This window comes from Pedobacter sp., from assembly GCF_031119335.1.
Lineage (GTDB): Bacteria > Bacteroidota > Bacteroidia > Sphingobacteriales > Sphingobacteriaceae > Pedobacter.
In genome coordinates this window covers 20,828-35,991 of the sequence record NZ_JAVHXT010000009.1, presented here as the reverse complement: position 1 = coordinate 35,991, position 15,164 = coordinate 20,828, and the positions used below count along the sequence as shown (strand labels likewise).

Sequence of the window (15,164 nt, the reverse complement as noted above, 5' to 3'; positions counted from 1 at the left end):
CTCAATCAACTATTAATAACCAGGATTTTGTATAAGTGTTGGTACCCTACTAATTTCTGCCTGTGCAATGGGGAAAAAATAATTTGCCTCTTTGAACACCCGGTTAGCATTATTTGTAATTGGCACCTTGTTATAAGTATAGGTATTTCCTGTGCGGGTAATCTGCATTCCCATCATGGTAAAATTGAACTTTTCCATTGCTAATTTCCAACGACGAACATCAAAAAAACGATGACCTTCATAAGCCAGTTCTACCATCCGCTCGTTTTGTATTACCAAACGCATTTCGTCTTTGTTCATGGCTGCTTTTAAGCCATAATTCCCATCTGTTCCAGCCAAAATACCTGCTCGTTTTCTAATCAGTTTCAACTGGTCATAAGCGGCCGAGATGTTGTTGTCTTCATTAGCGGCTTCGGCGTAATTTAACATAATTTCTGCCAAACGAATTAATCCCCAAGTGCGTTGTAAGGTTGGCCCACCATTATTAGCAGTTCCATCATCCATCATTTTTCTCCAAAAATACCCGGTTGCGTAAGTTAATCCAGCCGAACCCTGTACCGACCAACCATCTTGAACGCCAATATAGGTATTTACCGGCTGTCTGTTTCCGGTTGCGTTGTTAAACCACAACATTTGATTGTAAATTACGGTATAGTTTAAACGTGGGTCGCGGTTTACATAAGGCGTTGCTGGGTCATATCCTGTTGGGTTTGTTGGCGATTTTAAATCTGTTTCTGTTGGCTTACCGTTAATAGTGCCAAAAGCATCTACCAAATTTTGTGAAGGCATAGCTTGCGGTGTGGTTACGCCCCTAGATACCGGCAACAACGCTCCCTCTAAAGTTTTCGATCCCGCAGCCATGCCGTTTAGAAGAAACTCTGTGTTTACACGCATGGTAAATACTTTGCCAAAGCCTAAACCCGGTATAGAATTGTCTTCGTAAAGCGCATAACCGTTTGCAGTGGCAAAGTCTAAAGCTTCTTTAGCAGCAGTAGCCGCTTTTGTCCAACGTGTTGCATCAAAACCATCGTACCCAACCACTTTCTTTTGGGCATCTGTTTTACCAATGTTACCTCCATTAAACAATGGGCTGGCTGCAAACAATAAAATTCTAGATTTTAATGCCTTACAGGCTACACTTGTAATACGACCATAGTTTTGCGCATTGTAGTTTGCAGGCAAATCTGGTGTAATTGCATCTAACTCACTAACAATATAATTAACACATTCCTCGTAAGAACTACGGCTAACATCTATGATATCGTTCGGACCATAATTTTTATCTCCCAAAAGTGGAACACCCCCAAAATGTTTAATTAAGATAGAGTAATACCATGCTCTTAAAAATCTGGCTTCTGCTTTAGTCTGTTTCTTTAGCGCAGCTGATATTGGAGAACGATCTACATTTGCCAGAAAGATGTTCGCTCTACGGATGTTAGCGAAAGACTTATCATAAGCTACCACATAAGGGTTTTGGTTAGTACCGCTTGATACTACTGGAGCCAAACTACCTGTATAAATTACCACGAAAGGTTGGGTTGCCCCAAAAAGCCGATGGTTACCCTCATCAGAAGCTTCGGCAGTACCCGCAGTAATACCACTCCCGTTTCCAGAGTTGTAGTACCTAGAGCTAAATTCGAAAAATATATCGGAGTAAACACCAAACAAAAAGTTACTTGTCCTTGCACTGTCGGCGAAGGTGGTTTCTTCGTTAAGCTCTGTATTAAGCTTGCCATCCAAAATATCTGTTTTTTTGCATGAATAAATCAGGGCTACGGCCAAGATTATAAATAAGCTGCTGTATATCTTCTTGTTCATGTCCTTAAAATGAAATTTGTAATCCTAAATTGTAAACTTTGGTTTGCGGGTAAAAACCAGCACCATCATTACCAGATGTATTTTCTGGATCAGTGTTATAAATGTTCTTGGCTTTCAAATCCCACGTTAACAGATTGTAGCCATTTACGTAAATCCTAGCCACTTGCAAGCCTATCTTATTTACAAAGGTTTTTGGCAAAGAATAAGAGAACTCTGCGGTTTTAATTCTCAGATAATCACTATTCCTAAACCAATAATTAGATGGATGCGCCGCTGGGTCATTTAAATTGGAACCAGCCAAACTTAAACGAGGAAATGCTGGGTTAACGCTATTTTCTGGTGTCCACGCTTGTTCGTGTATTTCTCTAAAATTATTTAAGCCAGGTCTAATTGCTTCTGCTGCCGATCTTCTTGCAAAGTTTAGCGCACTTTGTGCAGTAATAGTAAACGCAAAGCTTTTATAGTTTAAACCTACAGTTAAACCCATAATTGTGTTGGGCAAATTCGGTAAAGCGAGTACCATTCTGTCGTCTACATTTACTACGCCATCACCATTTAAATCTTGATATTTTAAATCTCCAGCTCTGGTAGTACCCGTAGTTGGTTTAGGTACGGCCGGATTATCGATTTCTTCTTGTGTATAAAAACCTAGGAAGTTATAACCAAGAATACTTCCCAATGGTCTACCCGTTAAGCGTTGATAATCATAAGGCGGCGTGGCTTCGTCCATAAACTCGATTTTGTTTTTTGATACCGAGATATTGCCACTGATATCAAATTTCAACTTATTAATATTACCTAAATAAGTTACCTGAGTTTCGAAACCTCTATTGCTTACCCTATTGATGTTCGATGGAGGTAACTGACTTGGTGTTATACCAGCAATATTTGACAACGCTCTGGTGGTTAAGATATCGCCACGTTTGCGGCTAAAAACATCGGCAACAATCTTTAAGCTACCTTTAAACATATTGATATCAACACCGATATTTGCCTGTTCTTCAGTTTCCCAAGTTGTATTTTGACCTAGTAAACCTTCCCTTATACCAGTTATTGCAGTATGTTGCTCTCCTATAGAGTAAGTGCCACCATTTACATAAGTTGAAAGGTAAGTGTACGCAAAGTTTCCAATATCCTCACTACCAACTTTACCGTAAGAACCCCTAACCTTAAATAAATCAACAAATTTCACATTGTCTTTGAAGAATTTCTCTTCGGCTATGTTCCATCCAAGAGATAATGCTGGGAACCAAGAATATCTTTCTCCAGATTTGAAAGCACTTGAGCCATTGTAGCCTATATTTAATTCTATCAGATACTTTTGTTTATAATCATATCCCGTTCTAAAGGTGAATCCTCTAAATCCGCTAGGCTCGTTTGCATTAGTTTCGTTGTTTTGCAAGTTGTACAAAGCTAAACCATACACATGGTGATTAGAAAAAGTACGGTCATAGTTAACAGATCCTTGCCAATTTAAACGTCTAAAACTATCGGTTGACGAATAGCTCAAATTTGGTAAGGCAATACGATAAAAGTTAACATTAGAGATGGTATACGTGTCGTTAGTAGGGTTATAATAGTACGATGGGAAATCATTATTTGCACCCCTAGTCATATTTCTATTGAAACCATACTGTCCATTAAAACCAACTACTCCCTTTGCTGATAATCCTTTGGTAAGAAAATCTAAATTTTGATTAGCTCTAAAATTAGCGGTAATGTCGTTCGAAAATTGGCGATTGTAACCATAGTAAGTTAAACGACCAACTGCATTATTATTTAAGATATTACTGTTAACACCAAATGAACCATCAGGATTGTAGATAGAATAGGCGTATGGAGGCAATTGGTTAGCGTCACTCAACTCAAAAAAGATGTTATTTCTATTGTTTCTACCACCATTTGTGGGGCTATTTCTTTCTGAAAATGTTCCCGAAAGATCTAAGCTTAAATTTAGTGTTTTGGTTGGCTGTAAATCTAAATTAGATCTAAAATTATATCGCTTGTAGTAATAGTTGCTATTCATCCCAGATAGTTCTGAGAAATCTTTAATCAAACCATTTTGAAATAAATATCCGGCAGAAAGATAGTATTTAGCTTTATCTACACCACCCTGAATGTTGATGTTATTACGTGACTGAACACTATATTTTCTTAGTAATTCTTCGGTCCAGTTTACATTTGGATGCCCATAGGGATCTGTACCGTTTTTAAAATGATCTAAAGAAGTTTCTGAAAAACGAGGTGCCTGCCCGTCATTAACCAGCGCTTGGTTTACCAGTAAAGCAGCTCTGTAAGAGTCTAGGTACTCGGGCATATAAGTAGGTGTTTGGATACTATTTTCTGTACGAAAAGTAATTTGGGCTTTCCCGCTTTTACCACGCTTTGTAGTAATTACCACAACTCCATTTGCTCCTTTAATACCGTAAACAGCGGTGGTGGCGGCATCTTTCAAGACCGTAAATGATTCGATTTGATCAGGATCTATCTCGGCAATATTTCCGAAATACTCTAAGTCATCAACAATGATAAGTGGCGCACCATTACCATTTGTTGTACTTAAACCACGTACCAATAAAACAGCACCATCTGCGCCTGGCTGACCAGAACGCTGTTGTGTAGTAATACCGGGCACACGGCCAATTAGGGTATTTTGTAAACTGGCGGCAGGTGTCTGTCTAATCATATCACCAGAAATAGCACTTGTAGCACCCGTGTTGGTAATCTTCTTCTGCGTACCGTAGGCCACCACAATTACCTCTTCCAAACCTTTTGCATCAACCTCTAACAAAACATTAAGATTTGTTTGGTTACCAACAGCAACTTCCTTAGATAAATAGCCTACATACTTAAAAATAAGAACTTTGCTAGTCCCTTTAAGACTTATCCTAAATCTGCCGTTTTGGTCTGTTTGTGTACCATTACCCGGCTGGTCTTTTTCTATTACAGATACACCAATTAGTGTTTCGTTATTATCACTAACTGTACCTGTAACGGTTTGCTGCTGTGCCCAAGAGATAGCACACAGCAACAATAAATATATCGTTAATAAATATCTTTTCATTTTAAAATGGATTAATTACCAACCAGTATTTTGTACAAGGTTTGTGTTTTTGTTGATTTCGTTGAATGGTATTGGATAGAAATACATTCTAGGATTTGCAAAGCTGATTTTACCCACCACAGACTTTTGATAGGTTAAAGCGCCGTTGGCAGGGTTCCTAGTGATAATCATCCCATTTAAATTCTTATTTAGTTCCGTTTCGGCGGTCTTCCATCTTCTCAAATCCCAAAAACGTTGCTCTTCAAATGCCATTTCAATTCTGCGTTCATTACGAATGGCTATGCGCATTTCATCTTTGGTCATACCAGATGATTTTAAACCATAAGAATAGCCAGCGGTTGTTCCAACAGCAATACCAGCTCTTTTTCTAATATCTTGTAGTACTTTGTAAACACTTGCATCTGGCGTGGTAAGATATTCGTTTCTGGCTTCTGCGTAGTTCAACAGCACCTCGGCATAACGAAAAATTGGGAAGTTATGTGGCTGTGCATTATACAGCGTGGCAGTAGAAAAATTACCTAGATGCTTGCGCATATAATAGCCAGTTTTAGTTTGCGTGGTATTATTATTCGGTTTATCTAGGCCGCCTTCATAAGTTTGCAATGGTCTGCTCAACCAATTTAAACCGTTGTAAAGTACTGTACTTGCCAAACGTGGATCACGGTTAGCATAAGGATTTGTAGATACGTAACCAGAAACAGGATCCGTAATTTCTCTACCATTTACAGCTGGGAAAGCATCTACCAGATCTTGAGTTGGGCTGGTTCTTCCCTGCGCACTTGCCAAGGCATAACCTACCGGACCATTATTGGTTTCTAAATCGGTACTATTGTTGCGCAAGTAGCCTAAAATAACTTCATCATTTTTTCTGACAATAAATACGTTGTTATATGCTACACCATCAATCTTAAACCTACCAGTAGCAATTAGGTCATTTGCTGCCTGCGCTGCCGCATTCCATCTTTCTGCATCAAAGCTGGCATAACCCTGATAAAGTTTTTGTTGCGCACTGCCGCCTATGTTACCTCCGTTATAAAGCGGACTGGCCGCGTACAATAACGTACGTGCTTTCAGTGCGAGCACAACACCATTGGAAATCCTTCCATAATCGGTTGTCGCTAATGGGTCTGGCCTAACAGCTCCTTTAATGGCATCGCATTCGGTTACGATGTAATTGATACATTCTTCAAAAGAATTCCTTGTGAAATTTTTAGGCTTTTCAGCATCTAAAACTTCATCGGCAACCAAGGGGACGCCTCCGTATCTTTTTACTAGCTCAAAATAAAACATAGCTCTTAGAAACCTTGCTTCTGCTTTCCAAAAAGGAATTTTTGCAGGCACAGGAACAATATCTATGTTCTTCAAAAAGATATTTACCTTGCGGATACCTTCATAGTTTTTGCCCCAAGCATCGTCTGGATTACTTAATGCACTTAATGAAGAAGTGGTAAAGCGTTCTATACTTACGCCATCCCTAGAAGGCATAGCATCGTCTGTAGCGGCGTCTAACAAATCGCCACCTACCCTATTATATCCATTAGGTAAAATAGAATAGATATTATTTAAAAATTGTTCAGCATAAAATCCATTTCTATCAGTTGGGTCAAATACATAATTTTCAGTTAGTCTTTCAAGCGGACCGTCTTCGATTTTTGCACAGCCTATGAAAGAGAGTGCAGTACACGCTGCTATAAATAATTTTTTCATGTCTTTCATTCTTAAAATTTAACACTGATACCCGCAATAAGCATTTTTTGAATTGGATAGGCGTTGAAATAATTTTCTGGGTCTTGGTTTTCCAATCCTGTGATAGTGAAAAGATTAGTACCGTTAACAAAAAATCTTGCACCAGAGGCTTTTACCTTTTTTACCCAGTTTATAGGCAAAGAGTAACCTAGCTCTACACTCTTCAAGCGTAAAAAATCACCATTTCTTAACCAATAATTAGATGCGTATTGGTTATTTACATTTGTACCAACGCTCAGTCTCGGGTAGCTGGCGGTAGTCGCCGTTGCAGGTGTCCATCTGTTTAAATGATGCTCATAAGCTTGCCCTCTAACGCCCTGAAAATCCCAGTAAGAATTTCCTGTTAAGAAAATATCATTATTGGCTACACCTTGTAACAAGGCAGAGAAATCGAAACCTTTATAGCTCCATCCCAAATTTAGGCCAAAGTTTAAAGCCGGAGCAGTTCTACCAATAGCTATTTGATCATTTTCGTCGATAATGTTATCACCATTTTGGTCAACATATTTGATATCACCAGGCACTACCACTAAACCAACCGGTTTTGGACTGGCATTGATTTCTGCTTGTGTTTGAAATAAGCCCGCAGCTTGATAACCGAAAGACTGCCCTACTGGCAAACCTGTGCGTGTTTGATAGGCAAACTGACGGGTAGGCTCGTCGGCAAAAACCACTCTGGTTCTCACGGTAGAAAAATTTGGAGCAATGAAATAGTTAAAGTCTCCTATATTATTATTGTAGTTTAATTGAAATTCGAAACCAGAATAACTACGTTCGCCTAAATTACGATTAGTGTAAACGGCACCTGTAATTTGTGTATTATAGCCTATTTGCTGTAATAAATCGAAATAGTTGTTGTTAAAATATTCGGCAGTAAGCGAAATTTTATTGTTAAACATCGAAGCGTCGAAACCTACGTTAAACTTATTAGCCTTTTCGAAAGTTAACATAGGATTTGCAAGTGCTCCTTGCTCTATACCCGTTACATTACCTCCTGTGTTAACACCAAAATTATAACCCGGTACACCAGAAGTGTTATAATACTGATTGTATGTGTAGTAATTGTTAGGATTAAAATTCCCTGTTCTGCCAAACGTTGTTCTCAACTTTAAATCATTGATCCATTTAGCTTTGTCCTGCAGAAAAGCTTCTTTTTTTATGTTCCATCCTAATCCTACAGCTGGAAATAGTCCGTAACCATATCCTTTAGCGTACCTTTCTGATGTACCATTGTAAGCAAAAGAAACCTGCGCCATATATTTCTCTTGGTAGTCGTAAGCTAGTCGCCCGCTAATTCCTTTAATACTATAAGGCAAATCTGCATTGGCCATACGGTAATCGTTATTGGCAAGTACTAAAGCGTTTAGCTGATGAGACCCAAATTTTCTATCGTAGCCAAACTCACCTTGAACATAGAAAACCCTATTTTGGTTACTGGTTGTTAGAGAGTTACTTTGATCTGCAGGTGTACCATATTGCGTATAAACTGTATTACCAGATCCATCTACGCCTTGAAGGAAAGCTACTAAAGGCTTACTTCTATTGGTTGTTTGTACCAGATAAGTATTGATAGCACTTAAAGCTCGGAACCAAAGACCTGGAGTTAGTTTTTGCAAATCGGCTTTTACAGCTAGGTCTACCCTAAAATCTCTAGTATAATCTACCAGATATCCAGACATAAAATTTTGTCCGTAAACGTTATTCTGCTGAAAATCTTGACTGGCACCCAAACTTCCGTTGGCATTAAAAATAGGATAAGCGTTAGCCGGAGTATTAATGATGCTATTATACAGCGTACCAGTAGTTACTCCGGGTTCATTTCCGTTCTGCAACCTTCCAAATAAATTTAAGCTGGTAGTAATGTATTTGCTAAGATCTAGCGACACATTAGAACGGAAAACATATCGTTTGTAATTAGAGTTGGTGCTATTTATACTAAGATCATTTTCCTTAAATAAGCCTTGCTGATCTAAATAATCTAAGCTTACGTAATACTTTGCAGTTTGCTTACCACCAGATATGTCAACATTATAGCGGCTGTAAGGCGTTTCATTTCTTAAAATTTCATTTTGCCAGTTTACATTTGGGCGATAAAATGGATTACTGCCATCTCTGTACGCCTCTAAATCTGCCTGTGAATAAACTGCTGGCCTGCCATCATTAACCAGAGCCTCATTATAAAGCTGTGCGTAGTTGTAGGCATCTAAAGTTCTTGGCAACTGTGTAGGTCTAGAAAAACCATACATTGCCTTAAAGCCGATACGCTGTGGCCCTTCCATTCCTTTTTTGGTAGTAATTAAAACCAATCCATTCGATGCCCTTATACCCATCATAGCAGTAGCAAGTGCATCTTTCAATATAGTTACCGATTCTATTTGTTCTGGATTGATTGATGTGAAGGTTTGAGGAATACCATCAAGTAGTACCAATGGTGACATACCTCTAAGATTTAAGGTTACACCATCGTTACCTGGTTCTCCACTACCTTGATAAGTAGCAAGTCCAGCCAATCTGCCGGTTAAAGTTCCGTAAATGGGCGAAGAGATGGTTTTTGTTAAATCTTCTGTTCTAATTTCCGATACAGCTTCTAAATTAGTTGACTTCTTTTGTGAAGCATATAAAACATTAAACGAATCTGGAGGGCTAGTGTCTTCTAACAAGGTTACATTAATTTGTTTTTGTCCAGTAAACGCAATTTCTTGTGTTTTAAACCCCCTGATCTTGAAGACTAGCATATCACCTTTATCTGCCTTCAACAAAAATTTACCGTCAACGTCAGTTAATACCATACTGATCGCGCTTCCTTTAATTTGGACGGTTACATCTAATAATGGCTTGCCAGAAGCTTCAGTTACCCTACCCGTTACTTCATCGGCAATGCGCAACATTGATGGTAATTTTACGATTTCGTTTCTAGCGGAAGCATGTAATTGCAGAATGACACACCAGAACAGTGTAAACATCATTTTCTGCAAAATCCTTTTTAATAGAATTTTACTCATACAGTTTAATTTGGCTTTTATTGGTTAGTGCCGAACAAATTCGACATTGTAAATATAGGATAGTCAATAGATAAATAACGAAATAAAAAACACATAAAATACTGTAAATTAAGTAATTACAATAATTTTAATACGCTTTAATCGCAAGTTTAAAATTGCATAAGTAGCTGATAGAATGCAAGATGGTTGATGATGTATTTTCAGAGCTGATACGTTTAAAACACATCAAAAAAAATTGACTAAAAAACACGAAAACGTTTGCGTAGAATAAAAATTTGAAGCTTTTTTAAGCTTTTTTATCAAGAACTAACTTGCTCCAGCCAGATTTGCCAGTTCCTTTTAAGTCCTTTTTACGTTCTTCCATTACTTTTTTCACCTTTGAGGCGTAGGTCCAACAAGTACTTTGCCTAATTCCAAGCTTTTCAGAAAGCTTGTGTGAGGAGATTGCACCTTTAGAATTGTACATTAAGTACACTAAATAAAACGCCTTATTGATAGGAATTCGGTTGTTTTCAAAAATAGTTTGGTGCAGGACAGATTCTTCGTAGGCACATTTAGTACAGCGTCTATTATAAGGCGCTTTACCATTGCAATAATTGGGGTGGTCGCATTTAACGCAAGCGTAGCCACTCTCCCATTTTAATTCTGCTAAGAACTTATAACAAGACTCTTTATCAGGATATTTTAAGCTAAACTCATCAAAATCTAATTCTGTAGCATTAACCCTAGCTTCGGTTACCTTTTCTATATTGGTTTTAAGGTTGATGTTATCTTTTTCCAACAGCACGTTCATTCTCGAAATTTCTTCTGCTTGCTCTTGTAACAAATTGTTTTTCGAAAGGAGTTCGTCGTTTTGCTTTTCTATGGTGTCGTTCTGTTTTTGTAATGCTACAGCTTGTTTTTTAACCTCTTGCGTTCTTTCTTCTACCTTAGCTTCTAACTGTCGGTTCAAATTATCTTTCATTTCGGCGTTAAGCTGCATCTGTTTGATAATTTGCTTCTGAGCGTTTTCCTTTTTACGTTTCAAGATGCGTACCTGATCGCCAATAGCGAATGAAAGGAAAATCATTTCTAATAAGAAACCAAAGCTTAAGCTATAATATCCCAAAGCGCCAGGAATATGCCTAGCATAGCCCAAAATGTGAATAATTTTAATAATGAAGCCTAAAAACAAGAATGTATAACCTACCACAAAAAATCTGGCAGGACGATAACGTTTTTTCCAAAAAATGTAAATACCAGTAATAAACCCAATAGAGAGTGGTATAAACTCAACAAACTTATATTTAAACCAATCTGGGTTATAAAACAAGCAAACCAAGAAAAATACAAGCCGTAAAATAAGTACCGCATTAATGATCTTGAAAAATACTGGTGCTTTCTGTTTAACATGCAAAAGCTCTTTGGTAAAAATTAGTGCAAACGAGCTGATACAAAATAAAGCAATGCCGTAAGCATATTCATTCCATACCGGCTGTTTTGGCCACAAATATTGATATGCTATGCCATCTACAGAAACCTCATAAAGCCCAACACTAATGATGTACAGAATATAATAGAGATACTGTCTTCGGCGTACTGCAAGGTACATTAGCAAATTATGGAAGCTAAAAATGAAAATCATTCCATAAAACAGACCGTAAGTAAGGTATTCTGTTAAACCGTACTGAATAAACCTCTCTATAGTTCTAAATACGATAATTACATTTACCCTATCTTTACTTTTAACTTTGAAATAATAGTAGTACTCACCTTTTTCAAGGTTCTGAATCAGAAACTCAAAGTTTTTATGCTGGTACATCCGCTGCTTAAACTCTAAATCTGCTCCAGATTTAGATTGCGAATAAGTCCCATCGCTTTTTGGAAAATAAGCTTCAATGTGGTCTGTAATTTGATCGAAAAACTCAATTACACTAGCTTTTTCTAGATCTTCTTCAAATTTTACTTTTATCCTATACCAGTATGCAGAACTGCGATTATAATTTTTCGGATAATAGTCAATATTGTTAACGAACTTGTCGTGATACGCAGGGCTTGATATCACATCAAATGTCAGCTTATCGGTAGGGTCCTCAAATGTTACTACCTCTTTCGACTTAAAAATATGCTCGTAACTTTTAGCAGTAAAAACTACGGTTTTTTGTGCCGCTACATTAACAGCGTTACACAGCGCAAATAATAAGAATAAGGTTTTACGCAATATTTTTAACATCACAAGGGTTGCTCGAAAAAGAAATGCTATTTGGTAATGCTAAATATATGCACAAAAAACAAAAATAGCCGATGTTTTATCGGCTATTCAAATATTTTTTTTGAAATTTTAATTTATAAAGTGATATAGAAAAACTACATCGCCAGTAAATGCTGGCTTAGATTGGTCCTTAATTTCTAAAGTAGCATCTAAGACTACTTTTGTTATCCCTCTAAGATTAATGATAGATTTTAATTTCGCTACCAGACGCACTTCGCTGTCTACCGTTACCGCTTGTCCAAATTTCAAATTTTCAATTCCGTAGTTAATCTCCATTTTAAGATTTTCTATCTTAATAATTTGTTGCCATAAAAAAGGCAGTAGTGATAGGGTTAAATAACCGTGTGCTATCGTTTTTTTAAAAGGACTATCTGTTGCAGCTTTTTCGGGGTCTGTGTGTATCCACTGATGATCCAAAGTGGCATCGGCAAACTTATTAATTTGTTCTTGGCTAATTTGATACCAAGACGAAATACCTAATTCCTTACCTAAATAGGCAGCAAACTCATCGTGGTTATTAATCTTAATCATAAATATGCTGTGTTATTGTGTTATAATATTTCTTTAAGGTTAGCAGGAGAATAGTTTACAGACTTTAAGGTTTTGTCATCACCTTTGCGGTAAACCAAAAACATTCCCTCCACCTCTTTAAAGTAAGCATCAACATTGTCTTTTTGTTTGTAATGCGCTATAGTTTCTTCAGCTTCGGCTATTGTTTTACAAGCTTTGCTCATGTTAGAACGGTGTACTTCGTCAAACAAGGTTTTAAACTTTGCACCTAATCCGAACTCTAGTACTGCACCTGCCAAAACATATTGCAAATCGCAAAGTGCATCTGCCACTTCTATCAAATCGTCATTATCAACTGCCTCTTGCAGTTCTTTTAATTCTTCGGCAATTAAATCTATCCTTAACTTACTTCTTACTTTTGAAGGTATAGCTGCTTGGGATACAATTGGATGTTTAAAAGTTTGGTGAAACTCTGCAACTTGGCTTAAAGCACTTAAATCTTCCATAATTTTATTAGAAAGTGCTAAGGTTTAATATTTCGAGGGGAATAACAAATTTTATTATCAACACCAAACAAGAGAATTAACATAAATTAATAACAAACAATAAATCAGTTTTTTACAAACCCAAAACAGAATATTCCTAAAAGTTTTAATAAATTTGAACACCCCTTGTAAAATAACCTCTTAATTATTGAAAAAGTTCAGACCTAATAATTATAGCTCATATAGTAATCAAATTGTAGATATAAAACTTCTATATACCCTAACTATCATATTAGTCATAGGCTTATTAGGTAGTTGTAATATCGATGACCATTCAGTTGATAAACAAAGTAAATTTCTTAATGATTTCAGGAAAGTAGACAACCTATACAAAGATCGAGAAATAGCAAAGGTTGTAAAATCGTTAGATTCATTAAAGCCACTAATTGCTTCGTCAGATATAGAAAGTTTAACTCATTATTATATTTTTAGGTCGCAAGCAGTTTTTCCTAGCAAAAGATTAATGAATATTTACGCAGATAGCTTACTAAGTTTATTTGCGGATGAGAAAGCAAAAACTAGAAACAAAACAGAATACATCAGGGCGCTAATACTAAAAAGTGATGTACTGCTCTACTTTAAACAATATGATAAAGTAGTAACATACTACTTTAAGGTTAGTAATCTTATAGATAGAGAAAAAGACCCTACTAATTACGCAGATTTTATATCAAAGATTGCGCAGATCTACTATCTACAAGGAAAATTTTCGACTGCTGCCAAATATCAATTAGATTCATATAATGCTATCCAAGCCGCTAAAGATGTAAACCCAGCTAACTTATTCTACTATACACAGGCCGCACTTAACAATGCCGGTTTTTCTTATGAAAGAGCCGAAAAATTAGACAGTGCCTTGTATTTATATGAAAAGAATTTGGCATATATTTTAAATCAGGAGAAAAAGACTGATGTAAGTTTAGGGCAGGTTATGTCTGCTAAAATTGTCGCATTAGACAACATTGGTGGTCTCTACGCCAAAAAAGGCAATCTTCCCCTAGCTAAAAATTACTTAGAAGAATGTATTGCCATTAATAATCATTCGGCAGAACTGAGTAAAATAACCGCTTACATTAAGCTTGCCAAGGTTTATAGCAATACAGCAAATACCGAAAAAGCCGATTCGATTTTAAATGTTACCGAGAAGCTTGTAAAATCTGAACCTGAGCTTTCACTAGAAAACAATTTAAAGCTATATAAAGCTAAAAGCGAACTTGCATATAGTTTAGGCAATTACAAAAATGCTGTCGAGAACCTGAAATTATATAATGAGACCTTAGATAACTTAAATAAGGTAAACAGCGACCTTAGCAAGGTTAACATAGACCAAGCATTTAAAAACTTGGAAGATCAGCAAGCTCTTGAGTATTTGGAAAAAATAAACCAAAGTAAGACTGTTTATTTAATTGGCGCAGTTTTGTTTGGGATGATGCTTTTGGTAATTGTGTGGTTAGTACTTAAAAATGCGAAACAAGCTAAAAAAGCCGAACGAGAAACTATAGTTAATAATAAGGAGCTGGAGAAAGCTTTATTAAGCCTCGAAAACAGAAATAAAGATTATGCTAAAATGATGAAGGTAATGGCGCATGATCTAAAAAACCCCATTGGCGGTATGGTAGGCATTGCCAGCTTATTGCTAGAAGAAAACGAACGTTTTACCGAAGAAGACAAGGAAATGCTGCAACTAATTGAAAGCTCTGGTGCTAATTCGATCGAAATGATTAACCAATTGCTAAATTCTGGGTTAGCCATAGAAAATGAGGTGCTTAAGAAAGAAAGTATCGATTTACAGCAATTATTAAGGCAGTGTACCGAACTGTTACAATATAAAGCGGATGAAAAGAAACAAAAGATCGTTTTTATAAGCAGTGGGCCAACCGTAGTTTCTATTGCGAGAGAGAAAATTTGGCGTGTATTTAACAACCTCATTGTTAATGCCATTAAATTCAGCTTACCTAAAACAGAAATTGTGGTGGTTTTAGAACGGCTAGAAAAATCTGTTAGAGTAAAAATAGTAGATCAAGGTATAGGCATACCTGATACTGATAAATCTAAGATTTTCGAAATGTTTACCAGTGCAAAAAGACCTGGAACTGCCGGCGAACAGCCATTTGGTATTGGCTTGTCTATCAGTAAGCAAATTATAGAAAACCACAATGGCAAAATATGGCTAGAAGATAATACCGATGGCGGAACGATCTTCTATGTGGAGTTGCCAATAAAATAGT

8 protein-coding genes are annotated in these 15,164 nt (G+C 36.8%); 1 reads left to right on the top strand and 7 read right to left on the bottom strand.

Annotated elements, in window-relative coordinates; all coding sequences use genetic code 11:
- Positions 1–12: 12 nt before the first annotated feature.
- The 7 genes from REI64_RS10980 to REI64_RS10950 all read right to left on the bottom strand — a co-directional run bounded on the left by REI64_RS10980 (position 13) and on the right by REI64_RS10950 (position 12,897).
- Entirely contained in the window at positions 13–1,818 is a 1,806-nt protein-coding gene (locus REI64_RS10980) for a RagB/SusD family nutrient uptake outer membrane protein (RefSeq protein WP_308850169.1), read from the bottom strand.
- A gap of 4 nt (positions 1,819–1,822) precedes the next feature.
- Positions 1,823–4,882 carry a TonB-dependent receptor gene (locus REI64_RS10975; protein ID WP_308850168.1) on the bottom strand — a complete coding sequence of 1,020 codons (3,060 nt, stop codon included), beginning with the start codon at positions 4,880–4,882 and terminating at the stop codon, positions 1,823–1,825.
- A 15-nt stretch (positions 4,883–4,897) separates the two neighbouring features.
- A complete protein-coding gene (locus REI64_RS10970; protein WP_308850167.1) occupies positions 4,898–6,589 on the bottom strand; it encodes a RagB/SusD family nutrient uptake outer membrane protein in 1,692 nt (563 codons plus the stop codon).
- Between the two features lie 11 nt (positions 6,590–6,600).
- The gene (locus REI64_RS10965; protein WP_308850166.1) at positions 6,601–9,630 is read right to left on the bottom strand and encodes a TonB-dependent receptor; all 3,030 of its coding nucleotides are present in this window, start codon (positions 9,628–9,630) and stop codon (positions 6,601–6,603) included.
- Positions 9,631–9,916: 286 nt separating this feature from the next.
- The gene (locus REI64_RS10960; protein ID WP_308850165.1) at positions 9,917–11,830 is read right to left on the bottom strand and encodes a 7TM diverse intracellular signaling domain-containing protein; all 1,914 of its coding nucleotides are present in this window, start codon (positions 11,828–11,830) and stop codon (positions 9,917–9,919) included.
- A gap of 120 nt (positions 11,831–11,950) precedes the next feature.
- Positions 11,951–12,412: a MaoC family dehydratase gene (locus REI64_RS10955; protein WP_308850164.1), complete on the bottom strand. Its 462-nt coding sequence runs from the start codon at positions 12,410–12,412 to the stop codon at positions 11,951–11,953.
- 20 nt (positions 12,413–12,432) lie between these two features.
- A complete protein-coding gene (locus tag REI64_RS10950; RefSeq protein WP_308850163.1) occupies positions 12,433–12,897 on the bottom strand; it encodes a nucleoside triphosphate pyrophosphohydrolase family protein in 465 nt (154 codons plus the stop codon).
- 187 nt (positions 12,898–13,084) lie between these two features.
- Here REI64_RS10950 and REI64_RS10945 point away from each other — a divergent pair, with 187 nt between their 5' ends.
- The gene (locus REI64_RS10945) at positions 13,085–15,163 is read left to right on the top strand and encodes a tetratricopeptide repeat-containing sensor histidine kinase (RefSeq protein ID WP_308850162.1); all 2,079 of its coding nucleotides are present in this window, start codon (positions 13,085–13,087) and stop codon (positions 15,161–15,163) included.
- Position 15,164: the final 1 nt, after the last annotated feature.

Bases quoted from the DNA above. Each gene is read 5' to 3' on its own strand.
- REI64_RS10980 (WP_308850169.1), bottom strand. From the start codon at position 1,818: ATGAACAAGAAGATATACAGCAGCTTATTTATAATCTTGGCCGTAGCC.
- REI64_RS10975 (WP_308850168.1), bottom strand. From the start codon at position 4,882: ATGAAAAGATATTTATTAACGATATATTTATTGTTGCTGTGTGCTATC.
- REI64_RS10970 (WP_308850167.1), bottom strand. From the start codon at position 6,589: ATGAAAAAATTATTTATAGCAGCGTGTACTGCACTCTCTTTCATAGGC.
- REI64_RS10965 (WP_308850166.1), bottom strand. From the start codon at position 9,630: ATGAGTAAAATTCTATTAAAAAGGATTTTGCAGAAAATGATGTTTACA.
- REI64_RS10955 (WP_308850164.1), bottom strand. From the start codon at position 12,412: ATGATTAAGATTAATAACCACGATGAGTTTGCTGCCTATTTAGGTAAG.
- REI64_RS10950 (WP_308850163.1), bottom strand. From the start codon at position 12,897: ATGGAAGATTTAAGTGCTTTAAGCCAAGTTGCAGAGTTTCACCAAACT.